22 protein-coding genes are annotated in these 22,967 nt (G+C 65.1%); 9 read left to right on the forward strand and 13 right to left on the reverse strand.

Annotated elements, in window-relative coordinates; all coding sequences use genetic code 11:
- Positions 1 to 3: 3 nt before the first annotated feature.
- Positions 4 to 687, reverse strand: a complete 684-nt coding sequence (locus EDF56_RS22345) for a diguanylate cyclase (RefSeq protein ID WP_243652784.1) — start codon at positions 685 to 687, stop codon at positions 4 to 6.
- A gap of 366 nt (positions 688 to 1,053) precedes the next feature.
- On the opposite strand from EDF56_RS22345, the gene glmS reads away from it, so the two are divergent.
- The gene (gene glmS / locus EDF56_RS22350) at positions 1,054 to 2,877 is read left to right on the forward strand and encodes a glutamine--fructose-6-phosphate transaminase (isomerizing) (RefSeq protein WP_132391761.1); all 1,824 of its coding nucleotides are present in this window, start codon (positions 1,054 to 1,056) and stop codon (positions 2,875 to 2,877) included.
- A gap of 68 nt (positions 2,878 to 2,945) precedes the next feature.
- Positions 2,946 to 5,309, forward strand: a complete 2,364-nt coding sequence (locus EDF56_RS22355) for a GGDEF and EAL domain-containing protein (RefSeq protein ID WP_207904917.1) — start codon at positions 2,946 to 2,948, stop codon at positions 5,307 to 5,309.
- A 315-nt stretch (positions 5,310 to 5,624) separates the two neighbouring features.
- On the opposite strand, the gene purQ is transcribed toward EDF56_RS22355, so the two are convergent.
- Together purQ and purS are read right to left on the reverse strand one after the other, a co-directional pair.
- Positions 5,625 to 6,302 (reverse strand): phosphoribosylformylglycinamidine synthase subunit PurQ, encoded by a 678-nt coding sequence (purQ, locus tag EDF56_RS22360; protein ID WP_132391765.1) that lies wholly within the window; start codon positions 6,300 to 6,302, stop codon positions 5,625 to 5,627.
- Entirely contained in the window at positions 6,302 to 6,535 is a 234-nt protein-coding gene (gene purS, locus EDF56_RS22365) for a phosphoribosylformylglycinamidine synthase subunit PurS (RefSeq protein WP_132391767.1), read from the reverse strand. Before purS ends, purQ begins: the two co-directional genes overlap by 1 nt.
- A 162-nt stretch (positions 6,536 to 6,697) precedes the next feature.
- Between purS and EDF56_RS22370 the strand changes: the two genes are divergently transcribed.
- Complete coding sequence (locus EDF56_RS22370) at positions 6,698 to 7,609, forward strand: SDR family NAD(P)-dependent oxidoreductase (RefSeq protein WP_132391769.1); 912 nt, start codon at positions 6,698 to 6,700, stop codon at positions 7,607 to 7,609.
- 33 nt (positions 7,610 to 7,642) lie between these two features.
- Here EDF56_RS22370 and EDF56_RS22375 read toward each other — a convergent pair whose 3' ends face one another.
- From EDF56_RS22375 to EDF56_RS22390, 4 genes are read right to left on the reverse strand one after another with little or no spacing between them, the layout of a single operon-like run.
- Positions 7,643 to 8,017: a DUF2794 domain-containing protein gene (locus tag EDF56_RS22375; protein WP_207904925.1), complete on the reverse strand. Its 375-nt coding sequence runs from the start codon at positions 8,015 to 8,017 to the stop codon at positions 7,643 to 7,645.
- 7 nt (positions 8,018 to 8,024) lie between these two features.
- Positions 8,025 to 8,741 carry a serine O-acetyltransferase EpsC gene (gene epsC, locus EDF56_RS22380; protein WP_132391771.1) on the reverse strand — a complete coding sequence of 239 codons (717 nt, stop codon included), beginning with the start codon at positions 8,739 to 8,741 and terminating at the stop codon, positions 8,025 to 8,027.
- Positions 8,742 to 8,795: 54 nt separating this feature from the next.
- Positions 8,796 to 9,419 carry an ATPase gene (locus EDF56_RS22385; RefSeq protein ID WP_132391773.1) on the reverse strand — a complete coding sequence of 208 codons (624 nt, stop codon included), beginning with the start codon at positions 9,417 to 9,419 and terminating at the stop codon, positions 8,796 to 8,798.
- Positions 9,420 to 9,431: 12 nt separating this feature from the next.
- A complete protein-coding gene (locus EDF56_RS22390) occupies positions 9,432 to 10,733 on the reverse strand; it encodes a heavy-metal-associated domain-containing protein (protein WP_132391775.1) in 1,302 nt (433 codons plus the stop codon).
- A 70-nt stretch (positions 10,734 to 10,803) separates the two neighbouring features.
- Here EDF56_RS22390 and purM point away from each other — a divergent pair, with 70 nt between their 5' ends.
- Together purM and purN are read left to right on the forward strand one after the other, a co-directional pair.
- Positions 10,804 to 11,907, forward strand: coding sequence for a phosphoribosylformylglycinamidine cyclo-ligase (purM, locus tag EDF56_RS22395; protein WP_132391777.1), 1,104 nt, complete (start codon positions 10,804 to 10,806; stop codon positions 11,905 to 11,907).
- Positions 11,900 to 12,853: a phosphoribosylglycinamide formyltransferase gene (gene purN / locus EDF56_RS22400; protein WP_132391779.1), complete on the forward strand. Its 954-nt coding sequence runs from the start codon at positions 11,900 to 11,902 to the stop codon at positions 12,851 to 12,853. Before purM ends, purN begins: the two co-directional genes overlap by 8 nt.
- 435 nt (positions 12,854 to 13,288) lie before the next feature.
- On the opposite strand, the gene EDF56_RS22405 is transcribed toward purN, so the two are convergent.
- The 5 genes from EDF56_RS22405 to EDF56_RS22425 all read right to left on the reverse strand — a co-directional run bounded on the left by EDF56_RS22405 (position 13,289) and on the right by EDF56_RS22425 (position 16,541).
- On the reverse strand, positions 13,289 to 13,543 hold the full coding sequence (locus EDF56_RS22405) for a DUF465 domain-containing protein (protein ID WP_132391781.1): 255 nt from the start codon (positions 13,541 to 13,543) through the stop codon (positions 13,289 to 13,291).
- Positions 13,544 to 13,631: 88 nt separating this feature from the next.
- Complete coding sequence (locus tag EDF56_RS22410; protein ID WP_132391783.1) at positions 13,632 to 13,877, reverse strand: hypothetical protein; 246 nt, start codon at positions 13,875 to 13,877, stop codon at positions 13,632 to 13,634.
- Positions 13,878 to 14,085: 208 nt separating this feature from the next.
- Complete coding sequence (gene ndk / locus EDF56_RS22415; RefSeq protein ID WP_132391785.1) at positions 14,086 to 14,508, reverse strand: nucleoside-diphosphate kinase; 423 nt, start codon at positions 14,506 to 14,508, stop codon at positions 14,086 to 14,088.
- Positions 14,509 to 14,618: 110 nt separating this feature from the next.
- Positions 14,619 to 15,056 carry a DNA polymerase III subunit chi gene (locus EDF56_RS22420; protein WP_132391787.1) on the reverse strand — a complete coding sequence of 146 codons (438 nt, stop codon included), beginning with the start codon at positions 15,054 to 15,056 and terminating at the stop codon, positions 14,619 to 14,621.
- A gap of 21 nt (positions 15,057 to 15,077) precedes the next feature.
- Positions 15,078 to 16,541 carry a leucyl aminopeptidase gene (locus tag EDF56_RS22425; RefSeq protein ID WP_132391789.1) on the reverse strand — a complete coding sequence of 488 codons (1,464 nt, stop codon included), beginning with the start codon at positions 16,539 to 16,541 and terminating at the stop codon, positions 15,078 to 15,080.
- A gap of 95 nt (positions 16,542 to 16,636) precedes the next feature.
- Here EDF56_RS22425 and lptD point away from each other — a divergent pair, with 95 nt between their 5' ends.
- The 4 genes from lptD (at position 16,637) to rsmA (ending at position 22,389) form a co-directional block, all read left to right on the forward strand.
- The gene (gene lptD / locus EDF56_RS22430) at positions 16,637 to 18,940 is read left to right on the forward strand and encodes an LPS assembly protein LptD (RefSeq protein WP_132391791.1); all 2,304 of its coding nucleotides are present in this window, start codon (positions 16,637 to 16,639) and stop codon (positions 18,938 to 18,940) included.
- A 197-nt stretch (positions 18,941 to 19,137) separates the two neighbouring features.
- Positions 19,138 to 20,526 (forward strand): peptidylprolyl isomerase, encoded by a 1,389-nt coding sequence (locus EDF56_RS22435; RefSeq protein ID WP_132391793.1) that lies wholly within the window; start codon positions 19,138 to 19,140, stop codon positions 20,524 to 20,526.
- A gap of 7 nt (positions 20,527 to 20,533) precedes the next feature.
- Positions 20,534 to 21,568 (forward strand): 4-hydroxythreonine-4-phosphate dehydrogenase PdxA, encoded by a 1,035-nt coding sequence (pdxA, locus tag EDF56_RS22440; protein ID WP_243652785.1) that lies wholly within the window; start codon positions 20,534 to 20,536, stop codon positions 21,566 to 21,568.
- Positions 21,565 to 22,389 (forward strand): 16S rRNA (adenine(1518)-N(6)/adenine(1519)-N(6))-dimethyltransferase RsmA, encoded by an 825-nt coding sequence (gene rsmA / locus EDF56_RS22445; RefSeq protein ID WP_132391795.1) that lies wholly within the window; start codon positions 21,565 to 21,567, stop codon positions 22,387 to 22,389. Before pdxA ends, rsmA begins: the two co-directional genes overlap by 4 nt.
- 12 nt (positions 22,390 to 22,401) lie before the next feature.
- On the opposite strand, the gene EDF56_RS22450 is transcribed toward rsmA, so the two are convergent.
- Positions 22,402 to 22,923, reverse strand: coding sequence for a hypothetical protein (locus EDF56_RS22450; protein WP_132391797.1), 522 nt, complete (start codon positions 22,921 to 22,923; stop codon positions 22,402 to 22,404).
- Positions 22,924 to 22,967 lie beyond the last annotated feature (44 nt).

Below are 22,967 nucleotides of genomic sequence, written 5' to 3' on the forward strand. Positions count from 1 at the left end.
CAATCAGGCGCCGATCGCCTGCCTTTGCGCAATGAAGTCCAGCTCGCTTTTCGCGCCGCTGTTGCCGGGGTCATAGAGCAGCGACTGCTCGAACATCTGCTTCGCCTCGCCCAGACGGCCGAGTTCGATCAGGTTGAAGCCCATGCCGCGTAACGCCCGCCCGGCGATTCCGGCATCCGATCCCTTGGTATTCTTGTCGACGATAGCCCAGGCATGGGCGAAGAGATCATAGCTCTTCTGGAACTGCCGACGCGACTTGAACAGTTCGGCATATTCGTTGGCATAATGCGCGTTATCGGGCGCGAGTTCGGTCGCCCGGCGCAATTCGTTCTCTGCAAGGTCGCCCCGGCCGAGATCGACGAGCGCGTAGCCCTTGCCGAAATGCGCATCGCATACCGCGCTGCTCACCATGATCGCATTGGACGGTGCCGCATGGCCGCCGTTATCGGACAGGCAAAGACGCGGCCGCGCATCCCCCGCGAGGCCTTGCTCGCTGGCGGAAATGACCGAGTCGAACAGCTTCACCGCCTTTTCGGGTTTACCCGCGCGGATCATGTCGAACCCGCGACTCACCGTGCCGACATACTCGGCATGGGCGGCTCCGCTGACCAGCGCAACGGGCGCCAGGGCGGGAGCCTCGCCCGCCATCGCCATCTCCGGCACCGTCAGCGCGATACCTAAAGCCATCAAAGAAACCGACTTCAAAGCGAAGTTCATCGGCAGTGTCCTCTCCCGATCGAGCCGCTCGCACCGGTCTATGCCGGGCTGTTTCATCGAACGGCCTTCGTCGAAGCAGGTAGAGTATCCGACGAGCAAGGTTTGACAAGAAGTTTCGCCGCACCCCAATCACGGGAAGCATTATTTCACGACTGGGCGCTGATCGATGTCCGCTCGTGCGGAATCGGGCGACAGTGGCAATCACGCCTCGCGATCCCTAAAATAACCCTCTCGCTTTGCACACATTACCAAGCCTTCATGGTGGCGCCAGCAAACGCCAACCTTTAACGGTGTAGGGCAAAGCTCTTTCCGCTCGAACAAGGTAACGTAAGCGCAATGTGTGGAATCATCGGCATCGTCGGCAAGGAACAGGTCGCGGATCGACTGGTCGACGGACTGCGGCGCATGGAATATCGCGGCTATGACAGCGCGGGCGTCTGCACCGTCGAAAACGGCCAACTCATCCGCCGCCGCGCGCAAGGCAAGTTGATCAACCTCGTCAACGAACTGGCCCGCGATCCCGCGCCCGGCCTGATCGGCATTGCCCACACCCGTTGGGCCACGCATGGCGCGCCCACGGCCGTCAATGCCCACCCGCACGCGACCGAGCACCTCGCCCTCGTCCACAACGGCATTATCGAGAACTTCCGCCCGCTGCGCGAAGCCCTCGAATCGCGCGGCCGCACGTTCGAGAGCCAGACCGATACCGAAGTGGTCGCCCACCTCGTGTCCGAGCAAGTCGAAGCCGGACTTTCGCCGCAGGATGCGGTGAAGGTTGTGCTGCCGCAGCTTCGCGGCGCCTTTGCCCTCGCCATCGCGTTCCGCCAGCACCCCGACCTGCTGATCGGCGCCCGCCTCGGTTCGCCGCTGGTCGTCGGCTATGGCGACGGCGAGACCTATCTCGGTTCCGACGCGCTCGCCCTCGCCCCGCTCACCCAGCGCATCACCTATCTTGAAGAGGGCGACTGGGTCGTCATCACCCGCGAAGGTGCGCAGATCTTCGATGCCGACAACAACCCGGTCGAGCGCGAGATCGTCGCCTCGGGCGCCTCGGCAGTCGCCATCGAGAAGGGCAATTATCGCCACTTCATGCAGAAGGAGATCTTCGAGCAGCCGACCGTGGTGGCGCAGACCCTGCGCAGCTATATCCACCAGGTGGACCAGTCGGTCGCCCTGCCGCAGATCGATTTCGACCTTTCGGCGATCAAGCGCATCACCATCGTCGCCTGCGGCACCAGCTTCTATGCTGGCATGGTCGCGAAGTACTGGATCGAGACTTTCGCCCGCCTACCGGTCGACATCGATGTGGCTTCCGAATTCCGCTACCGCGATCCCGTTCTGGAGCCGGGCGGCCTTGCCCTGTTCATCTCGCAGTCCGGCGAGACGGCCGACACGCTCGCTGCGCTCAAGCACTGCAAGGCGGCCGGACAGACCATCGCCGTAGTTGTCAACGTGCCCACCAGCACGATGGCGCGCGAGGCGGACCTGCTGCTGCCGACCCACGCCGGTCCGGAAATCGGTGTCGCCTCCACCAAGGCCTTCACCTGCCAGCTGGCCGTGCTTGCCGCGCTTGCCGCGCACCTTGCCGTCAAGCATGGACGCATGGACCGTGAGGAAGAGAACGAGGTCGTCCAGCACCTCCTCCAGACCCCGGCCAGCCTCAACGCTGCGCTCGCTTTCGACGAAGAAATCGCCGCCATGGCGCACCTTATCGCGCCGGCGCGCGATGTGCTCTACCTCGGCCGTGGTCCGGACTATCCGCTCGCCCTTGAAGGCGCGCTGAAGCTGAAGGAAATCAGCTACATCCACGCTGAAGGTTACGCGTCGGGCGAGATGAAGCACGGACCCATCGCTCTGATCGACGAGGCGGTGCCGGTGATCGTGCTCGCCCCTTCCGGCCCGCTTTTCGAGAAGACCGTCAGCAACATGCAGGAAGTGCGCGCACGCGGCGGCAAGGTCGTGCTGATCTCCGATGCCGAGGGCATTGCCGAGGCCGGTGAAGGCTGCATCGCCACGATCGAGATGCCGCGCGTCCACCCGCTGATCGCGCCGCTGGTCTATGCGGTGCCGGTGCAGCTGCTGGCCTATCACGTCGCCTGCGTGAAGGGCACGGACGTCGATCAGCCCCGTAATCTCGCCAAGAGCGTCACCGTCGAATAAGGGAAGTGCGGCCGGATGATCGGAAAGGTTTACCTGGTAATAACCCTTCTGCGGGTAAACGCCGGGACGTGAACAAACGGTCGCAACCCCCACAAGCTCTTCCGAAGGAGCTGCCCGTCCTCGCCGTACTCGGCTTCACCGAACCGGCGGAAGGTGATTGGGCGCGTCTTCGCGGTCTCCAATATTCCTGCCTAGGCCGAGCGCGGACGGCGCGAATCGCGACGCAACTGGCGGCGCTGGCCGCTGCGGTGGCCGTGCTGTTCGGCCATATTCACCCCGCCGCCATCGGCGGCTGGGCCGCGCTCGTCTGCGCCACCCTCTGGTGGAGCGCGCGAATCGAGAGCGACCTTGCCGACGCCGACCGCCGCCGCCTGACCCACGCCGAGATCCGCCGCCATGCGATCACCGTGGTTGCCCGGGCCGTGGTCTGGTCGATCCCGGTCTGTGCCTTCGGCCCCTTCATCGATCCTCAGGCCCAGGTGAAGCTGTGGACCGTGGTGGCCATGCTGATGACCGGCTGCACCGTGCTGATGCCGGGCATTCCGTTGGGCACGCTGATCTTCACCGGCATCGTCGGCGGATCCACGATCGCCTATTTCGTGGTGCTCGGCAGCTATGACATGGCGCTGGTGGGCTTGGCCTTCGCAGGCGTCATCATCGCCGGCGCCGTTGAAAGCGCGCGCCAGTACCTCTCCACCAAAGTCGCCGAAGCGGGCATGACAGAGCGCGACGAAGTCGTCTCGATGCTGCTGCGCGAGTTCGAGGAAGGCGAGGCCGACTGGCTCTGGCAGATCGACACCGCCCGCCGCGTGCGCGCTATCTCGCCGCGCTTTGCCTATGCCCTCGGCCGCGACGCGACCGAGATCGAGGGCGTTCCCTTCATCCAGCTCATTGCCGGGTCGGCCTGGGACAGCGGCCAGTTCCCGCCCAGCCTTCACGATCTGGCCGAGCGCCTCAAGCGCCGCGAAAGCTTCTCCAACCTGCTCGTGCGCGTGACCATCGATGGCAAGCCGCGCTGGTGGGAGCTTTCCGGTACGCCCAAGCTTAACGAGAACGGCCAGTTCGACGGTTTCCGGGGCGTCGGCTCCGATGTCACCGAAGCACGCGAGAACAGCGACAAGATCGCCTGGCTTGCCCGCTATGACACGCTGACCGGCCTGCCCAACCGCCTGATGCTTACCGAAGCGCTGGGCGAAGCGCTCGCCTATGCGGAGAAGTGGCGCACCCGCTGCGCCTTCCTGATGATCGACCTCGATCGGTTCAAGGCGGTCAACGATACGCTTGGCCACCTCGTCGGCGACCAGTTGCTGGCCCGCGTATCGGAACGGCTCAAGGCCCAGATGACCGAAAAGGAACTCTGCGGCCGCCTTGGCGGGGACGAATTCGCCGTCGTCATCCGCGACGCCAGCGATCTGGAACACGTCAACCGCGTGGCCCAGCGGGTGATCCACTCGCTGTCGCAGCCCTATCACGTCGATCACCACACGCTCTATGTGGGCGCCTCTGTCGGCTCGGCCATTGGCCCGCGCGATGGGCAGACGGTGGAAACGCTGATGCGTAATGCCGACCTCGCGCTTTACCGTTCGAAGGACGGCGGCGGCAACGCCCACTACACCTACGAACCCGCGCTCCACGCCCATGCCGAGGAGCGCCGCCAGCTTGAATTCTCGCTGCGTTCGGCCATCGAGCGCGGGGAGTTCACGCTCAATTACCAGCCCGTGGTCGATGCCCTGACCGAAGGCGTGGTCTCCTTCGAGGCGCTGTTGCGCTGGAACAGCAAGGAACACGGCTTCGTCAGCCCGGCGAAGTTCATTCCGCTGGCCGAGGACACCCGCCTGATCGTCCCCATCGGCGAATGGGTACTCAAGGAAGCCTGCCTCGAAGCGATGAACTGGCCCGAGCATGTGCGCGTGGCCGTCAATGTCTCGGGCGAGCAGTTGCTCGATCACAATTTCGCGGGAAGCGTGGTCGCCGCCCTCACCCAGAGCGGGTTGTCCGCCGCGCGGCTCGAACTGGAAGTGACCGAAAGCATCTTCCTGCGCGACGCCACGCTGGCGCGTTCGGCGCTCGAACAGGTCATGGCGCTGGGCTGCAAGGTGGCGCTCGATGACTTCGGCACCGGCTATTCCTCGCTCGGCTATCTGCGCAAACTGCGATTTTCGACGATCAAGGTCGACCGCTCGTTCGTGCAGGGCGCAGCAACCGGCAATGCCGAAAGCCTCGCCATCATCCGCGCCGTTGTCGCCATGGCCGACAGCCTCGACATGTCGACCACTGCGGAAGGCTGCGAGACGGAAAAGGAGGTCGAGATGATCCGCCAACTTGGTTGCCGCAAGATCCAGGGTTACTACTTCGGCCGTCCGATGATCGCGAAGGATGCGCTTGGGCTGTTCCATAACCGCAGTTTCGCACACGGCCAGACCGCCGCCTGAGGCGCGATGCAGCTGAGAATTCGAAAACCGCGCTCCCGCATTCCGGGGCGCGGTTTTTCGATTCCGGAAGCGCTGCTTATGTGAAAGCGAACGACCTTCCACGATAACACTCCGTCGCCCCCGCGAAGGCGGGGGCCCCGCTTCTTTCTCTCTACGCCCGGAAGAAAAGCGGGATCCCCGCCTTCGCGGGGATGACGAGATTAGGAAGGGGCTGCGAAATTGAGAGCGTGGATGCTTTAACTACACTGACCAAAACGAAAAACGCCCCCGAAACCGGGGGCGTTCGTTCGATTCGTTATGGAGGGAGCAGCGGCCTCAGGCCCCCACCAACCCGCGAATAGCGCTTTCGAACAGCGCGCGGCCGTCGGTACCGCCATGCTTCGCATCGATGGCGCGCTCGGGGTGCGGCATCATGCCCAGCACGTTGCCAGCCGCATTGAGCACGCCGGCAATCTGGCGCGCCGAACCATTGACTTCACCCACATAGCGGAAGGCCACGCGGCCCTCGCCTTCGAGGCGATCCAGCGTTTCCGCGTCGGCGTGATAGTTGCCGTCGTGGTGGGCGACTGGGATCGAGATCTCCTGCCCGGCCTCATAGCCCGAGGTGAACAGCGACTGGGCGTTCTCCACCTTCAGCGTGACGTCGCGGCAGACGAAGCGAATGCCCGAATTACGCAGCAGCGCGCCCGGCAGCAGGCCGCTTTCGGTCAGGACCTGGAAGCCGTTGCAGACGCCGAACACCGGCACGCCGCGATTGGCGGCATCGATCACGGCACGCATAACCGGCGAGCGCGAGGCAATCGCACCGCAGCGCAGGTAGTCACCGTAAGAGAACCCGCCCGGCAGACCGATGAAATCCAGATTATCCGGCAGATCGGCATCGCCATGCCAGACGCGGATGCACTCGTTGCCCGAGATCTTCTCCAGCGCCACCGCCAGATCGCGGTCGCAGTTGGAGCCCGGGAACGTGACGACAGCGGAGCGGAACGACATCAGGCGACCTTCTCGATGCGGTAGTTCTCGATCACCATGTTGGCGAGCAGCTTGCGGCACATGTCATCAAGCGCTTCGTCGGTCACGCTCTCGTCGACATCCAATTCGAACAGGCGGCCGGCACGCACGTCGTTGACGCCGGCAAAGCCGAGACCTTCGAGCGAGTGGTGGATCGCACGGCCCTGCGGGTCGAGGACGCCGGACTTGAGGCTGACGTGGACGCGGACTTTCATCTGGGGACCTTTCGCTTGCGCAGCGCAGATTCGTTTCAGAGCGCCTATGACGCCGAGAGCGCCTCGGGGCAAGATCCGAGGGGCAAAAGCGTGTCATCTTTGCAAGCGAAGAGCACTTGATGGGCGCTTGATGGGGGGCCGGCAACCTGCCATTCCCGCTTCATGCAGGATCCCATCTCGTTCGCTGGCCAGGTCGCCGTCGTCACCGGAGCCGGTCATGGCCTTGGCCGCGCCTATGCGCTGGAACTGGCGCGACGCGGCGCGAAAGTGGTCGTGAACGACCTAGGCGCCGAGCGCGACGGATCGGGGCATTCCGACGCAGCACTCGCCGTGGTCGAGGAAATCCGCAGCCTTGGCGGCGAAGCCATGGCCGACGGCGGCGACGTTTCCGATTTCGCGCAGATGGAAGCCATGGCCGCCCGCGCGAAGGAAGCGTGGGGCGGCATCCACGTGCTCATCAACAACGCCGGCATCCTGCGCGACCGTACGTTCGCCAAGATGGACATGGCCGATTTCGAGCTGGTGGTGCGCGTCCACCTGCTCGGCAGCGCCTATGCCACCAAGGCGGTGTGGGCGACCATGCACGAACAGGGCTATGGCCGCGTGCTGATGACCACCAGCGCCTCCGGGCTGGGCGGCAACTTCGGGCAGGCTAATTATGGCGCCGCCAAGCTCGGCGTTCTGGGCCTTGCCCGGACCTTGCGCATGGAAGGCGCCAAGTACGGCATCCGCGTCAATTCGCTGGCCCCCACCGCCGGCACGCGGATGACCGCCGACATCTTCCCGGACGAGGCCTATGCCGCCTTCGAGCCCGAAGCCGTGGTCCCCGCCGCGCTCTACCTCGTCTCGAAGGACGCCCCCAACGACGCCATCGTCGCGGCCGGAGGCGGCGTCTGCCAAGGCGCGTTCATCACCATGAACGACGGCGTGCTGCTTTCGGGGGAGCAATTGACCGTGGAAGGTTTCGCGGCAGCGTGGGACCGCATTGCCGACCGTCACGGCGACCGGGTGATGAATACCGGCATGGAACAGGCGCATCACGCGCTCTCGCTCCTGCTCAAATCGCAGGATTGAGAATACGTTCGCGCAGCCGCCAAAGGGCCGCGCTCAGCCCTCGACCACTTTCAGCAGCTTGCGTTCCAGCGGGCTCAATATACCCGCCAGTTCGTGCCCGCGCTTGAGGATTTGCCCCGCCTCTCCGAACAGCGTCCACATGCCCTGCTTGCCGCGCAGTGCCGGACGCTTCTCTATGCGCGCCTGCGGACGCTCGGCCGCACGGCGGAAGGCCGAGAAATTGGCCGCGTCCTTGCCGAAGTCCATGGCATAGTCGCGCCACATTCCAGCGGCAACCATGCGGCCATAGAGATCGAGAATGCGCTGGAGTTCAATCCGGTCGAACGCCGTCTGGAGCGGTACGCGCGCCGGAAAGGCGACGACGCCTGCCGGAAGCGGATTCGGACTGCCGATGGAGCCTGCCGCCATCCGCCGTTCACACCCCCTTGCGGGCCGGCTCGGTTGCCAATTCCGCTTCGCGCAGCTCAGTCTCGCGCAGCTTCAGCAGCGCATCGACTTGCGCACGAAGCGCGGCAACCTGCTCTTCCAGCTCGTCCACCCGCTGGCTACCCACCGGCTCGCACGGCTCCTTGCAGGGCGTGCCGTAGGGCATGAATTCCTTGGCGTACGTCTCCGCCTTGACCAGCGTCGAGCGGGCCTTGACGCCGATCATCGTCGCGCCTTCGGGCACGTCTTCGGTAACAACCGCACTGGCGCCCACGCGCGCGCGCCTGCCGACCGTGACGGGGCCGATGATCTGCGCGCCAGAACCGACAATCACATTGTCCAGCAGAGTCGGGTGGCGCTTGCCGCCCTTGCCGTTGGTGGGGTTCGATCCGCCCAGCGTCACGCACTGGTAGATCGTCACATTGTCACCGATCTCGGCGGTTTCGCCGATGACGGTGAAGCCGTGGTCGATGAAGAAGTTCTTCCCGATCGTGGCGCCCGGATGGATGTCGATCGCGGTCAGGAAGCGGGAGACGTGGTTGACCACGCGGGCCAGGAAGAACAGGTCCGCCCGGAACAGCCGGTGCGCGATCTTGTGGAAGAACAGCGCCCAGACGCCCGGATAGAGCAGCACTTCCCACCGCGAACGCGGTGCAGGGTCGCGCGCGACGACCGAGTCCAGATAGCGGACAAGATTACCCAGCATCGCGCGAATCTCCCATCAAACGGCCCGTCTGGCAAGCTGCTTGGCAAGCTGGCCTCAGGTGCCTTTCGGATCGCCGCCCTTAACCTCTTCCAGCGCGTCGCGCCAGATCGCCATTGTCGGCGGACTCTTGCGCTCCAGACTGAGACGATCGATCGCGGCGACCAGTCGTTCGACGCCCAGATGGCTACGCTCGGCGCGCGGTACAAGATAGTCCAGCGCCGCCGGATCGAGAACAAGGCCGCGCATCTGCGCGTGAACCTCGATCAGGTCCGCCATCATCGCTTCGTCCGGAGCGTCGATTTCCAGCTCCAGCGCCGCGCCGAGGCGCGAGCGCAAGTCGGGCAGCGCCACCTGCCAGCGCCCCTCGCCTTCGCCGCGGCGATGACTGGACACGATCAGCAGCGGCCGACGGCTTTCCTGTGCGCGATTCCAGGCGTGGAAAACCGCGTCTTCCTCCATGCGGTCCGCATCGTCGAGCGCGTCGCCATGTCCGGCCTCGACGAACCAGCGCGCCAGCAGCGACTTGCCCGAGCGCGGCGCGCCCGAGAGAATCGCCGCGTGGAACGGCCAGCGACCCGTCTCCAGCAGCGCGTCGATCGCCGCCGCATTGGCGTTGCCGACGACAATGCGCGGCGGGCTGTCGCTCGCGGTCGACAGCGGAAGTGGTATCTGCTTCATCCCCCGAACCCTCTAGCGGCTGATTCTCAGCGCGCCGCCTCCTGCCGAGACTTTCCAGCCCTGCGCGCGCAGCGCGGCGGCCAGTTTGTCGGCGCCGCCCTCGACGCTGACACGCAGCACCGAAATGCCGCCAATGGCAAGGCTGACCGTCGCCGCCCCCTTCACGCCCGGCACGCCGCGCACGGCAGCCAGCGCGGCATCGACCGCGGCGGCATCGGGGCTGGCGAACTGGACAGACACGGTTTCTACCGTGACCGGCGCTGCGACGGGAGCCACCGGACCCACGGGCGCGGCCGGAATTACCGGCACAACGTCACTTTGCGGCAGTACGCCGCCTTGCGGCATCAGCTTCTGGCGCAATTCGGCAAACGCCCGGTCGAGCGCGACCTGGCTCATCGTCAGCGTCGGATCGGGGCTGAGCTGCCCGCTCGCCAACGCGTTGCGATAGATCTCGTCAGTCCGCTCGACGGCTTTGGCCATCATGCCGGGCAGTTCCTGATCGCTGGCAGCGTCCAGCTCGAAACTGTCGAGGAACGTGTTGTCCGGGCCATAGCGCGCGGTGAACGTGCCGTGGATCGGGCCGCCGGGCCATTGCCGTTCAAGCCGCGCGATCGGGATCAGCACGTCGGTCGCGCCGAACTGGTCAAGCAGACCGCGCCACCACAGACGGCTGCGACGCGTGGCCTGACCGGCGGTGAGAATCAGCGAATCGCCGCCTGCGCCCACCGGGCGGACATAATCGATGGCGCTTTGCGAGGCCTGGAACTCGGCCCAGGCCTTTTGCCAGGGCCCGCGCACTTCGAAGACCTGCTGCACGCCGCCCGAATTCAGCACCGGCAGGAGGAGCAGCGGCGCCGAACGCACCATGGCCCCGCCGCCGCCCACGAACTGGCCGGCCTTGCCCTTGTCGAAGATCACGCCCAGCGTGGCGATATAGCGGCGCGGGCCGACCTGTTCCTGCCCGATCACCACCGAGGAAACCATGGCATCGATCGATTCGACCGGCATGTCCGGCCCGCCCAGTTTCTTCCAGGCTTCCTTCTCGGCCTGCTTCCAGCCTTCGAGTCGCGCTTCCGCGCCCGTCTTGGCCGTCACATCGACATGAATGCCGTTGACCTGAATGTCTTCGGAGTTGGCGAGCGGCGCAATACCGCGGTCGCCTTCGACTTGCGCGGCGATTCGCCAGGCACCGAATCCGACCACGCCCAGCGCGGACGCACTGCCAAGAAGCACGGCTGCGCGTGCCGCAGTCCAGCGCCGACCCGTGTCACGGCCGGCCAATTGCCGGAATTTCTGGGGGAACGTCATCGCCATCGTCGAAACCGATGGGCCTTTTGCCTAAACGGGAATGGAAATCCAAGCCGGAAAGCGATAGGGGCGCGCAATGTCCGACGATAACTCCACGAAGAGCTACTCCTACGAGCAGGCCGGCGTCTCGATCGCCGCCGGAAACGCGCTGGTGAAAGCCATCGGCCCGCTCGCGAAATCCACTGCGCGCCCCGGCGCCGACGCCGAGCTGGGAGGCTTTGGCGGATTCTTCGACCCGCGTGCTGCGGGCTACAAGGATCCGCTGCTGGTCGCCGCCAACGACGGCGTGGGTACCAAGGTCAAGCTCGCCATCGACCACGATCGCCATGACCACATCGGCATCGATCTTGTCGCCATGTGCGTGAACGACCTTATCGTGCAGGGTGCGGAGCCCCTGTTCTTCCTCGATTATTTCGCCACCGGAAAGCTTGAAAACGGCGTTGCCGAACGTGTTGTCGCCGGCATTGCCGAAGGCTGCAAGATGTCGGGCTGCGCCCTGATCGGCGGCGAAACCGCCGAAATGCCGGGCATGTATGCCGCCGGCGACTATGACCTTGCCGGCTTCTGCGTCGGCGCCGTCGAGCGCGGCGAACAGCTTACCGGCGACAAGGTTGCCGCCGGCGACGTGTTGCTGGGCCTTGCCTCCTCTGGCGTGCATTCGAACGGCTACTCGCTGGTTCGCCGTCTTGCCGAGGACAAGGGCTGGAAGCTCGACCGCCCGGCCCTGTTCGATTCGGACACGCTGCTGATCGACGCCCTGATCGCGCCCACGCGCATCTACGTGAAGAGCCTGCTGCCCTTCATCCGCTCGGGCCGCATCCATGCGCTGGCCCACATCACCGGCGGCGGTCTACTGGAAAACATCCCGCGCGTGCTGCCCGAAGGCCTGCATGCCCGCATCGACGTCGGCGCCTGGCCGCAGCCGCGCCTGATGGCGTTCCTGCAAGCGCAGGGCAACATCGAGCCCGGCGAGATGGCCCGCACCTTCAACTGCGGCATCGGCATGGTGCTCGCGGTCTCGGCCGACGAGGCCGCCGCGCTCAAGACCGAGCTGGAAGCGGCCGGTGAGACGGTCTTCGTGATCGGCGCCATCGAAGCGGGCGACAAGGGATGCACCGTGCAGGGCAAGGCCGAGGAATGGTCCGCCCGTGAGGACTGGGAGGCCGTCCATCTTGCCTGAGAAGGCAAAAGTCGCCGTCCTTCTTTCGGGCAGCGGCACCAACATGGCGGCACTGCTCTACGCCAGCCGGCGCGAGGACTGTTCTTACGAGATCGTCCTCGTCGCCAGCAACAAGCCCGAGGCCGGGGGCCTTGCCCTTGCCGAAGCCGAGGGCGTGGCAACGTTCGCGCTCAGCCACAAGGGCCTCTCGCGCGCCGAGCATGACGCGGCGATGGATGCGGCGATTCGCCAGTCGGGTGCGCAATGGGTTGCGCTCGCGGGCTACATGCGCATCCTCACCGACGAATTCGTCGCGGGCTGGGATGGCCGGATGGTCAATATCCACCCCTCGTTGCTGCCCAAGTACACCGGCCTTCACACCCATCAGCGCGCCATCGAGGCGGGTGACAGCCATGGCGGGGCGACAGTCCATCTCGTCATTCCCGAACTCGACGAAGGCCCGATTCTCGGCCAGATCCCGGTTGCCATCGTGCCCGGCGACACGGCGGAGAGCCTTGCCGCACGCGTGCTGATCGCCGAGCATCAGCTCTACTCGCGCTGCCTCGCCGAACTGGTCACGCGCGAAACGAGTCCCGAATGGCTGCTTGCCCGGGTTCGCGAACGGGCCATGGCCCTGCCGGAGACCGACGAGATCGCCAGCCACGGCATGCCCTGCTTCGGCATCGTCAAAGGCAAAAAGTTCGCGTACTTCACCGCCGACCATCACGGCGACGGCCGCACCGCACTGCTCGTCAAGATCAGCGGGCCGGACGAGCAGGCCATGCTGATCGAACAGGACGAGGCGCGTTATTATCGCCCCGCCTACTTCGGCGACGGCTGGGTCGGCATCCGCCTCGACCTTGGCGACAATGACTGGGATGCGATTGCCGACTGGCTGTCCCGCTCATGGCGCGCCGTGGCGCCGAAAAAGCTGACTACGCTGCTGGATGTGGCCGATCAGTTTTGAGGGAATTGGCGGCGTCCTGGCCTCCACCTCAATGCTGGTTCCTGATTCCTGTATCCCAATCCACGTCGTCCTCGCGAAGGCCGGGACTCCGCTTTTCTGGCAGCGTAGCGAAAAGGCAGCGGGGCCCCCGCCTTCGCGGGGGCGACGAAGTGAGGAACCTCGGGACCTGTGCCCCGCCGATTAGTTGTCGGCTCTCAATGCCTCCACGCGTCGTGGAGCATCCGATTGGTCAGCCCTGAGGATCGGAGACGGGGCACTTACCATCTCCTCATCAATATCGAGCCGCGTTCTATGCACCCCAAACCTCGTCGTCCCCGCGCAGGCGGGGACCCCGCTTTTCTGGCCGCATAGCGAAATGGAAGCGCCCCCTTCGCGGGGGTTACGGGGTTTTATGTCAACGAATCTGCGCCCGACGGATTGCCCTGACTTACCGCCTCAGGCCCCAACCGCTCGCGCATCGCGGATCATGCGGCCGATCTGGTCGAGCAGGGTCAACCGCTCTTTCTTGAGATCTTCCAGCCGCGTGTCGGAAGCCACATCGAGTTGCTCCTCGATGCGGTTGATGGCGCCGTTGACCTCGCCGTAGCGATCCGCGAGCGCGGCGAAGTGCCCGCGCGTGGCCTTGAGGTGGTGGAGGACCGCAATATCCTCCGGGAATTCCTCGACGAGTTCGTGGGGCTTGTAGGTCATCGGCTCTCCTCAACGCTCGATAGAGCTTCGATTTTAGCCCCTCGCCCTTCCCGCGCCTTGCGCGGGATCAAAGCGCAAGGCGGGAAATTCAGATTTGCGAGTAATCCACCTGCGGCCGGCTTTCGCGCGTACCGCGATAGAGCTTGTCAGGTTCGCGCGGGTCCCCGGCGATCATGACGTGATCATCATGCACCGCGACCAGCGTGCCCACGAACGGGAACCCCTCAAGGCTGCCGTTGACGCGGTAGCTCACCGTATCGCCGACCTTGAAGCTCGCCGCGTCGAAATTGAATTCAAAGGGGCAGGCTTCGCCCGTCTCACCCATGCCTTGCATTTATCGCTCTCCTATTCCGGGCAAAGTAACCCAGAACCCGCAGCCGCAAAACCGAAAAGCGCAGTCTTCGATCAGGTTTTACCTCTTCGCGCGCAAGATTGTTTTGCGCGGCCCGGACAACGGGCCCGCCCGTCGAAGCCATATCGCCCCAAAACAAAAAGGCCGCCCAAACGGGCGGCCTTTTCATTCATTCGGAGAAGCGGATGCTTCAGCCGACGATTTCTTCGGGCTTGAAGAAGTAGGCGATTTCGATCGCCGCGTTCTCTTCCGAGTCCGAACCGTGAACCGAGTTGGCTTCGATCGATTCGGCGTAAACCTTGCGGATGGTGCCTTCGGCGGCATCAGCCGGGTTGGTGGCGCCCATCACGTCGCGGTTGGCCTTCACGGCGTCTTCGCCTTCGAGAACCTGCACGACCACCGGGCCCGAGACCATGAACGAAACGAGGTCGTTGAAGAAGGGGCGTTCCTTGTGGACGGCGTAGAAGCCCTCGGCCTGTTCCTGGGTCATCTGGATGCGCTTCGAGGCGACGACGCGCAGGCCGGCTTCCTCAAGCATCTTGGTCACGCCGCCGGTCAGGTTGCGGCGGGTCGCGTCGGGCTTGATGATCGAGAAGGTGCGGGTAACCGCCATGGTAGGTTCCTTGCGAGGTAGGGGTTTTGAATTGTTGGCGGGCCCCTAGCCGGGAACGGCCCGGATCGCAAGAATTAGGCTGCGTAATGATGAACCCTAGGAGGGGAGAATCATCCAGCCTGAACCCATCTCCCGCCGTCCTGCTTCCAGTAATAGTGTTCCACGCCCTCACGGCCCCGCAACATACGCCAGGTATCGCGCGCATGCTGGAGCGTGGACTGGTCGAACAGGAAGAACATGCGTTCGAACGGAGTATCGCCTTCGCGCCATTGCCCATCGGCAATCGCCATGAACTTTGCGCCGTTGGCAGGCTCCGGCACTTCGGAAATCAGGATCGGCTGGCGGTCCTCGCCCCCCTCGCCCGCGAAGCCGTTGGCGAGGAAGCTCTCCGATCCGGTCGACCACAGTGCCTGGCAGATGCGCTGGCGCTGGCCGAGGTCGGCGGAGACGACGAGCAGCCGCTCGCCATTCCCCGCGACCTTTCCGGCAATCAGCGCAAGCGCGCTTTCGGCAGGGTCGCGACTGAGCTGATAGAAATCCACGCGCATGTCGCGACCCGAGCCTTTTACTTACGCTTCAAGATTGTCGCGCACGAAGCGGTCGAGCAGGCGCACGCCGAAGCCCGAGGCCCCCTTGTCCCAAGTCGCGCCCGGCTTGTCGGTCCACACGGTACCGGCAATGTCAAGGTGCGCCCAGGGGGTGTCGTTCTCGATGAAGCGCAGCAGGAACTGCGCCGCCGTGATCGAACCGCCGAAGCGCGGGCCGACGTTCTTGATGTCGGCAATCGGGCTGTCGATCATCTTGTCGTAGTTCGGGCCCATCGGCATGCGCCACAGGCGGTCGCCCGAGGCGTCGCCGGCAGCGTTGAGCTGGCCAGCCAGCTCGTCGTTGTTCGAGAACAGACCGGCATATTCGTGCGCGAGGCTGAGGATGATCGCGCCGGTCAGCGTGGCGAGGTCGACGATCTTGGCGGGCTTGTACTCGCGCTGCACCCAGGTCAACGCGTCGCACAGGACCAGACGGCCCTCGGCGTCGGTATTGATGACCTCGATGGTCTGGCCCGAGAGCGAGGTGACGACGTCACCGGGGCGCTGGGCATTGCCGTCGGGCATGTTTTCCACAAGGCCGCAGACGCCGACCACGTTGGCCTTGGCCTTGCGCAGCGCAAGCGCGAGCATGGTACCGGCCACCGCACCGGCGCCGCCCATGTCCCACTTCATGTCTTCCATGCCGGCTGCGGGCTTGATCGAGATGCCGCCGGTGTCGAAGGTCACGCCCTTGCCGACGAACGCCACGGGCGCCTCGCCCGCGTTGCCGCCGAGCCATTCGAGCACGAGCAGGCGCGCCGGGCGCACCGAACCTTGTGCCACGCCGAGCAGCGAGCCCATGCCGAGATCGGCCATTTCCTTCTCGTCGAGCACGCGGACCTTCAGGCCGCTGCCCGCCATCTTCGCCTCGCAGCGGGCGACGAAAGTTTCCGGGTAGATCGCGTTCGCCGGTTCGGTGACCAGTTCGCGGGTGAAGGACACGCCCTCTACAATCGCCTGCTCCACGGCCCAGACCGCCTCGGTGCCTTCGGGCGCGCCGACCACGGCGATGTCCACGAGGCTCGGCTTGGCGTCTTCGGCCAGCTTGGTGCGATACGTGTCGAGGCGCCATGCGCGCAGCACCGCGCCCAGCAGCGCGCCGGCCGCTTCGTCGGCCGAGAGGCCCGCGCCGGTGAGGTCCAGCGTCACCGCCGTCTCGCCCGAAGTGAGGTACTTGGCGACGACGGCCGCACCAGCGCGCTCGATGGCGCCCTTGCGGTCCTTGCCGTCAGCGGACCCGATCCCGGCCAGCGCGACGCGCACGACTTTGCCGTTACGCTCGACAAAGCCCTCGAACACCTGCCCTGCCTTCGCGGTGAAACGCGATGCCTTGGCACCCTCGACCAGCACCGGCTCAAGGTCGGCGGGAATCGCGTCCTGATTCACGAAGCGGGCAACGAGACGCGCCGCGGAGGCGGCAGCTGCGTCAAGGAACTGGATATTCATGGGATCTCCTGAATTCTTGTGGGCGAGCGACGGACTTGTGCGCTTCGCCACAACAGCGGATTGCAGTTAGGCACAGGCGGTGCGATAGGCAAGCCATGCTCCCGGCCGCCCCGACCCTGCTGCATGCCCGCAAGCTGCGCCTGCACCACCTTCCGTTGCCGCTGCTGGCTGCCGGATTTGTATCTCTTTCATTGCCTTGCACTGCGTTTGCACAGGATCTGTCGCGGCAGGTGGATACCGGGCCGATTCAAGGTGCTCCGCCCGCGCCTCCGCCCGCAACTGCGGACCTGGTGCCGGTCGCCTTCGAGGCCGATACCGTTGAATACGACGAACACGGCGAAACGGTTACCGCCAAGGGCAACGTCGTCCTGCGCAAGGACAAGCAATCGGTTCGCGCCGATACCGTCACATGGAACCGGACGACCGGCCAGATCGTCGGCACCGGCAACGTGCGCGTCGTCGACCAGAACGGCAACCAGGTCTATTCCGACCATGTCGAGCTTACCGACGAGCTGAAGACCGGGGCGATGGAAAATCTGCTGCTGGTGCTGCGCGAAGGCGCGCGCCTGGCAGCGAACAAGGGCGAGCGCCTCGCCAATGGCGATGTCGTGCTCCAGCACGCCGCCTATAGCGGTTGCGCCGTGTCCGACGATTCGGGCTGCCCCAAGAGCCCCACCTGGCGCGTGCTCGCCAAGTCCGTGATTTACAGCGAGGATAAGAACCTCGTGCGCTTCTCGGATGCCCGGCTTGAGCTGTTCGGCAAAGTCCAGATCCCGCTGTTCGGCATGTCGGTCAGCACCAATGGCGGCGCGGTGTCCGGCTTCCTGGTTCCCGATTTCCGGTCCAGCCCGTCGAACGGCATCGAAGTGGCGCAGCCCTATTACTGGAAGATCGCTCCGAACCGCGATCTGACCGGCACGCTGCACGTCTATACCGAAGCCGCGCCGATGGCTTCGTTTGAGTACCGCGCTCTCACGGATAAGGGCGCGTACCAGATCACCGGCTATGCCACGTCGAGCAACAAGATCCCGATCGACGATACAAATCCCGATCCCAACCGTGAGCGTTCGTTCCGCGGCTACATCTTCGCCAACGGCAGGTTCCAGCTCGACGAGGGCTGGAGCGTGACCGCCTCGATCCGCCGCGCCACCGACCGCACGTTCCTGCGTCGCTACGACATCAGCCGCGACGACCGGCTGCGTTCGAGCGTCGAGGTCGAGCATATCGACGAAGACAGCTACTTCTCGTTCGCAGGCTACGCCACGCAGACCATGCGCTCGGGCCAGGATCAGGGGCTGATGCCCGTGGCGATCCCGGTGATCGACTATCGCCGCCGCTTCGACGAATCGCTGCTGGGCGGCAAGATCGAGACACAGGTGAACACCATGGGTATCACCCGCGTCGACGGGCAGGATACTCAGCGTGCGTTCGCCAGCGCCCAGTGGTCGCTGCGCAAGGTCACCGGAATGGGTCAGGAAGTGGTGTTCACCGGCCTTGTGCGCGGGGATGTCTACCACTCGGACGAGAATGACACGACCACGACGGTAGCCTATCAGGGCATGCCCGGCTGGCAGAGCCGCGCGATCGCCCTAGCAGCAGTCGACGTGAAGTGGCCGCTGGTGGGACAGGTCTTCGGCGGCACCCAGGTCCTGACGCCGCGCGTCCAGCTGGTGGCGACGCCGTCGATCAAGAATCTGGAGATTCCCAACGAGGATTCACGCGCGATCGAGCTGGAGGACACCAACCTCTTCTCGCTCAACCGCTTCCCCGGCTACGACCGTTTCGAGGACGGCGTGCGCGTCACGTACGGCTTCGACTGGATGTTCGAGCGGCCGCGCTGGCGCATCAAGAGCACGCTCGGCCAGTCGGTGCGGCTTAGCAACGATCAGTCGATTCTGCCTGACGGCACCGGCCTTTCCGACAAGACTTCGGACATCGTCGGCCGTACCGAAATCCGTTATCGCAACTTCGTCAGCCTGATCCACCGCTTCCGGCTGGACAAGGACAATCTGGCCGTGCGCCGCAACGAAGTCGATCTGGAGCTGGGCAGCAACCAGACCTATTTCGAACTCGGCTATACCAAGCTCAACCGCGACGTTACCGAGAATATCGAGGATCTCCAGAACCGCGAGGAAGTGCGCGCCGCCGGCCGCGTCGCCTTCGCGAACTACTGGTCGATGTTTGGTTCGGCGGTGGTCAATCTCACCAACCACAGCGAGGATCCGATTTACGGCTCGGACGGCTTCCAGCCGCTGCGCACGCGGTTCGGCGTTGCCTATGAGGACGATTGCCTCGAAATCGCGCTGACCTGGCGCCGCGACTACGTCTCCAACGGCGACGCGCGCAAGGGCAACTCCTTCGCACTCCATTTCGCGCTCAAGAACATCGGCGTCCACTGAGCGAAAAACCCTCCAACAGGCACAAGTTGACTGGGGCACGCCCGGGGCGTTGGCAGGTCATGTCAAAGCCGCTATCGGACGCACTCAGTTTCGGTTAAGCCGCAGGCCGACATAGGCCGGAAAACGTCCGCAAGGTGTCCGTCACCTTGCGAACGGGGACCGGAAATGACTGGTCGCAGACGGGATAGAGATCAACGGTGACAGCAATCCAACGTAGCAGGTCCATCAAGCGTGCGGTGCGCAATTGCGCGATCGCGGGCGGCGCCATCGCGTCCGCCCTGTCCCCGCTCGCAGTGTCGACCGCGGCTTATGCCCAGGCTGCCGCCACGCAGACGACCGAGCAAGGCGACATCGTGATCCCCGACGACGTCAAGATCTTCGGCAACGACAACCCGAACGTCCGCCGCGCCACCGCGGTGGTCAACGGCGACATCATCACCGGTACGGACGTGGACCAGCGCCTGGCGCTGATCCTGGCCGCGAACCAGGGCAAGATCGACGATGACGAGAAAAAGCGCCTGCGCCTTCAGGTGCTGCGCAACCTGATCGACGAAACGCTCCAGATTCAGGAAGCCAAGGCGGCCGATGTCGCGGTGACCGATGCCGATGTCGACCAGACTTACGCCCGCGTCGCCTCGCAGAACTTCGGACAGAACGCTGCGGCCATGGACGCCTATCTCAAGCGCGTCGGCTCCTCCACCGATTCGCTGAAGCGCCAGATTCGCGGCGAACTGTCGTGGCAGCACCTGCTCCAGCGCAACGTCCAGCCGTACATCAACGTCTCGGACGATGAAGTGAACGAGATGCTGACGCGTCTCAAGGCGGCCAAGGGCACGGACGAGTACCGCATCGGCGAAATCTACCTCGCCTCGACGGACGATTCGCAGCAGCAGGTCTACCAGAATGCCATGCAGATCGTGCAGCAGCTCAAGCAGGGCGGCAGCTTCGTGGCCTATGCCCGCCAGTATTCGCAGGCATCGACTGCCGCGGTCGGCGGCGACCTTGGCTGGATCCGCCTTGCCCAGCTTCCTGCCGAACTCGCCAATGCCGCGCACGACATGCAGCCCGGCCAGCTCGTCGGCCCGATCCAGGTGCCCGGCGGCTACGACATCATCTATCTGATCGACAAGCGTCAGGTCCTCACCGCCGATCCGCGCGACGCGGTTCTGGCGCTCAAGCAGATCTCGCTCAACTTCCCGAAGGGCATTTCGGAAGCGGAAGCCAATACCAAGGCGCAGGCTTTCGCCAAGGCCATCAGCACCGCCAAGGGCTGCGGCGATGTCGACAAGGTAGCCACCGGCGTCGGCGCGCAAGTCGTCGCCAACGATCAGGTCAAGGCGCGCGACCTTCCCGCCGCGATCCAGACCTCGATCCTTCAGCTTTCGCCCGGCGAAACGCTGCCGCCGTTCGGCTCGCTGACCGAGGGCGTGCGCATCCTGATGCTCTGCGGCCGCGACGACCCGCAGGTCGATTCGGGCCCGAGCTTCGAACAGCTCCAGTCGCAGATCGAGGACGATCGCGTGAACAAGCGCGCGCAGATGTACCTGCGCGATCTCAGGCGCGACGCGATCATCGAATACAACTGATGCGTTCATGAGCGGCACCGTAACGATGTCTGCGGCGCCGCTTGCCGTTTCGCTGGGGGATCCTGCCGGGATCGCCCCGGAACTGATCGCCGAGGCGTGGACGCGCCGTGAAGGTTCCAACCTCGCGCCGTTCTTCGCCGTCGGCGGCGCCGGCCTGCTGGCCGCTGCCGCCCACAGCCGGGGCATCGCGCTGCCGGTGATCCGCATTGCCAGCCCGGCCGAAGCGATCACCGCTTTCGCGCACGGATTGCCCGTTCTGGGCGACGAAGACGCCTCCCCCGCATTCGGAATGCCTTCACGGGAAGGCGCGGAACTCGCGCTCCATTCGCTCACGCAGGCAGTGCGTCTCGCCGTTTCAGGTGAAGCGGGGGGGATCGTTACCGGCCCCATCGCCAAGTCGAAACTCGCGGAAGTCGGCTTCACCCAGCCCGGCCAGACCGAATTCTGCGCCGATGCCTGCGGCGTGGCCCATGACGATGCCGTGATGATGCTGGCGGGGCCGAACCTGCGGACCGTACCGCTAACCGTCCATGTGGCGCTGACTCAAGTACCCGCCCTGCTCACCCGCGACCTGATTGCGCGCAAGACGCGGATCGTCGCGCAGGCACTGGCGCGCGATTTCGGCCTGTCACCCGCACGTATCGCCATCACCGGGCTCAATCCCCACGCCGGCGAAGACGGCCGCATGGGCCGCGAGGAAATCGACACCATCATTCCCGCCATCGAAGCGCTCGCGGCCGAAGGACTGGCCGTCACTGGCCCGCACCCGGCCGATGCGCTCTTTGCCGCTCACCAGCGCGACGCCTTCGATGTCGCGCTTTGCATGTATCACGATCAGGCCCTGATCCCGATCAAGACGCTCGACTTCGATGCCGGCGTCAATGTCACGCTCGGCCTGCCGATCGTCCGCACCTCGCCCGATCACGGCACCGCCTTCGCCATCGCCGGAAAGGGCGTGGCGAGCCCGGGCGCGACGATCGCGGCGCTGCGGATGGCCGGCGAATGCGCGGCACGCAGGGCCGCTGAAGGAATTCCGGCATGACCACTCTCCCCCCCTTGCGCGAAGTCATCGCCAAGCACGGGCTCTCGGCCAGCAAGGCGCTCGGCCAGAACTTCCTGTTCGACGAACAATTGCTCGACCGCATCGCCGCGATTCCCGGCAATCTCGACGGCGCGCAAGTGCTGGAAATCGGCCCCGGTCCCGGCGGCCTCACCCGCGCATTGCTGCGCGCCGGGGCACAAGTTACCGCGATCGAGATGGACCGGCGCTGCCTGCCCGCGCTCGCCGAAGTCGAAGCGGCATTCCCCGGCAAGCTCAAGGTGATCGAAGGGGATGCGATGAAGATCGACCCCGCCACGCTGTTCGAGGGGCCGTACCACATCGTCGCCAACCTGCCCTACAATGTCGGCACGGCGCTCTTCACCGGCTGGCTCTCGGGCGAGACATGGCCGCCGCAGTGGCGCTCTCTGACACTGATGTTCCAGGAGGAAGTGGCCCGCCGCATCATCGCCGAGCCGAACATTTCCGCCTATGGCCGCCTTGCCGTGCTGGCGCAGTGGCGCGCGAAGGCGAAGCTGGCGATGAAAGTGCACCGCAGCGCCTTCACACCGCCGCCAAAGGTCATGTCGGCCATCGTCCATGTCGAACCGGGCGAGGCGCCCGAAGACGTCTCCATGCGCGTTCTGGAACGGACGACCGAGGCCGCCTTCGGCCAGCGCCGCAAGATGCTGCGCCAGAGCGTCAAGGGCGTGCCCGGCGCGCTGGACGCGCTGGAACGGCTGGGAATCGACCCGCAACGCCGCGCCGAAACGCTTTCCGTCGATGAATTTGTGAGCCTCGCCCGCGAACTGACCAAACGCTGAGCGCTGGCCCGACTATTTGGTGCCGAGGTCGCTTTCGCCCGTCGCGGCGATATGCAGGGTGTTGAGCGGTTCCATAGTCGGCGTGACAACTCGCGCCACCACGACAATGGAACACACCAGAACCCCAAGGATCAAGAAGGCCTGAAGCAGCCGCGCAGGCAAAGGACCGTCCGACGCCAGTGCCGCCGCGAGCGGGCGGCGGTGCTCGTAGGCGGCCGCCGCTTCCGCACTGAGCACGATCGGGACCGCCCCCCCTTCGAGAAGCGCCATAACGCAGATCGGCTCGCTCAAGGAAACACTGCAACGCTTGCCCCGCCGCCAGCGCACCTGGCCGGCCAGCACTTGCCGGCCAACCAGTACATCGACGATTTCACCCGTCTCCGGAGGTTGGGACATCAGCAGGCACAGCCCACGCACGCTGGCGCCGACCACTATCGCCTCATCCTCCACCATTCCGGTAGCTGTCGCGTGGCGCAGATGTGCCTGAACCATCGCACGCGCCCGGTCCGCAACGAGAACCCTCTGTTCGTTCATAGGATAAGGCCCCCCAGCCGTTCCGATGAGACTGCTCTACCTAC

It is taken from the genome of Novosphingobium sp. PhB165 (assembly GCF_004341845.1).
GTDB lineage: Bacteria > Pseudomonadota > Alphaproteobacteria > Sphingomonadales > Sphingomonadaceae > Novosphingobium.

What these genes read in the sequence shown, in the direction of transcription:
- EDF56_RS22345 (WP_243652784.1), bottom strand. Translation starts at nt 687, where the DNA reads ATGGCTTTAGGTATCGCGCTGACGGTGCCGGAGATGGCGATGGCGGGC.
- glmS (WP_132391761.1), top strand. Translation starts at nt 1,054, where the DNA reads ATGTGTGGAATCATCGGCATCGTCGGCAAGGAACAGGTCGCGGATCGA.
- purQ (WP_132391765.1), bottom strand. Translation starts at nt 6,302, where the DNA reads ATGTCGTTCCGCTCCGCTGTCGTCACGTTCCCGGGCTCCAACTGCGAC.
- purS (WP_132391767.1), bottom strand. Translation starts at nt 6,535, where the DNA reads ATGAAAGTCCGCGTCCACGTCAGCCTCAAGTCCGGCGTCCTCGACCCG.
- EDF56_RS22370 (WP_132391769.1), top strand. Translation starts at nt 6,698, where the DNA reads ATGCAGGATCCCATCTCGTTCGCTGGCCAGGTCGCCGTCGTCACCGGA.
- EDF56_RS22375 (WP_207904925.1), bottom strand. Translation starts at nt 8,017, where the DNA reads ATGGCGGCAGGCTCCATCGGCAGTCCGAATCCGCTTCCGGCAGGCGTC.
- epsC (WP_132391771.1), bottom strand. Translation starts at nt 8,741, where the DNA reads ATGCTGGGTAATCTTGTCCGCTATCTGGACTCGGTCGTCGCGCGCGAC.
- EDF56_RS22385 (WP_132391773.1), bottom strand. Translation starts at nt 9,419, where the DNA reads ATGAAGCAGATACCACTTCCGCTGTCGACCGCGAGCGACAGCCCGCCG.
- EDF56_RS22390 (WP_132391775.1), bottom strand. Translation starts at nt 10,733, where the DNA reads ATGGCGATGACGTTCCCCCAGAAATTCCGGCAATTGGCCGGCCGTGAC.
- purM (WP_132391777.1), top strand. Translation starts at nt 10,804, where the DNA reads ATGTCCGACGATAACTCCACGAAGAGCTACTCCTACGAGCAGGCCGGC.
- EDF56_RS22405 (WP_132391781.1), bottom strand. Translation starts at nt 13,543, where the DNA reads ATGACCTACAAGCCCCACGAACTCGTCGAGGAATTCCCGGAGGATATT.
- EDF56_RS22410 (WP_132391783.1), bottom strand. Translation starts at nt 13,877, where the DNA reads ATGCAAGGCATGGGTGAGACGGGCGAAGCCTGCCCCTTTGAATTCAAT.
- ndk (WP_132391785.1), bottom strand. Translation starts at nt 14,508, where the DNA reads ATGGCGGTTACCCGCACCTTCTCGATCATCAAGCCCGACGCGACCCGC.
- EDF56_RS22420 (WP_132391787.1), bottom strand. Translation starts at nt 15,056, where the DNA reads ATGCGCGTGGATTTCTATCAGCTCAGTCGCGACCCTGCCGAAAGCGCG.
- EDF56_RS22425 (WP_132391789.1), bottom strand. Translation starts at nt 16,541, where the DNA reads ATGAATATCCAGTTCCTTGACGCAGCTGCCGCCTCCGCGGCGCGTCTC.
- lptD (WP_132391791.1), top strand. Translation starts at nt 16,637, where the DNA reads ATGCTCCCGGCCGCCCCGACCCTGCTGCATGCCCGCAAGCTGCGCCTG.
- pdxA (WP_243652785.1), top strand. Translation starts at nt 20,534, where the DNA reads ATGAGCGGCACCGTAACGATGTCTGCGGCGCCGCTTGCCGTTTCGCTG.
- rsmA (WP_132391795.1), top strand. Translation starts at nt 21,565, where the DNA reads ATGACCACTCTCCCCCCCTTGCGCGAAGTCATCGCCAAGCACGGGCTC.
- EDF56_RS22450 (WP_132391797.1), bottom strand. Translation starts at nt 22,923, where the DNA reads ATGAACGAACAGAGGGTTCTCGTTGCGGACCGGGCGCGTGCGATGGTT.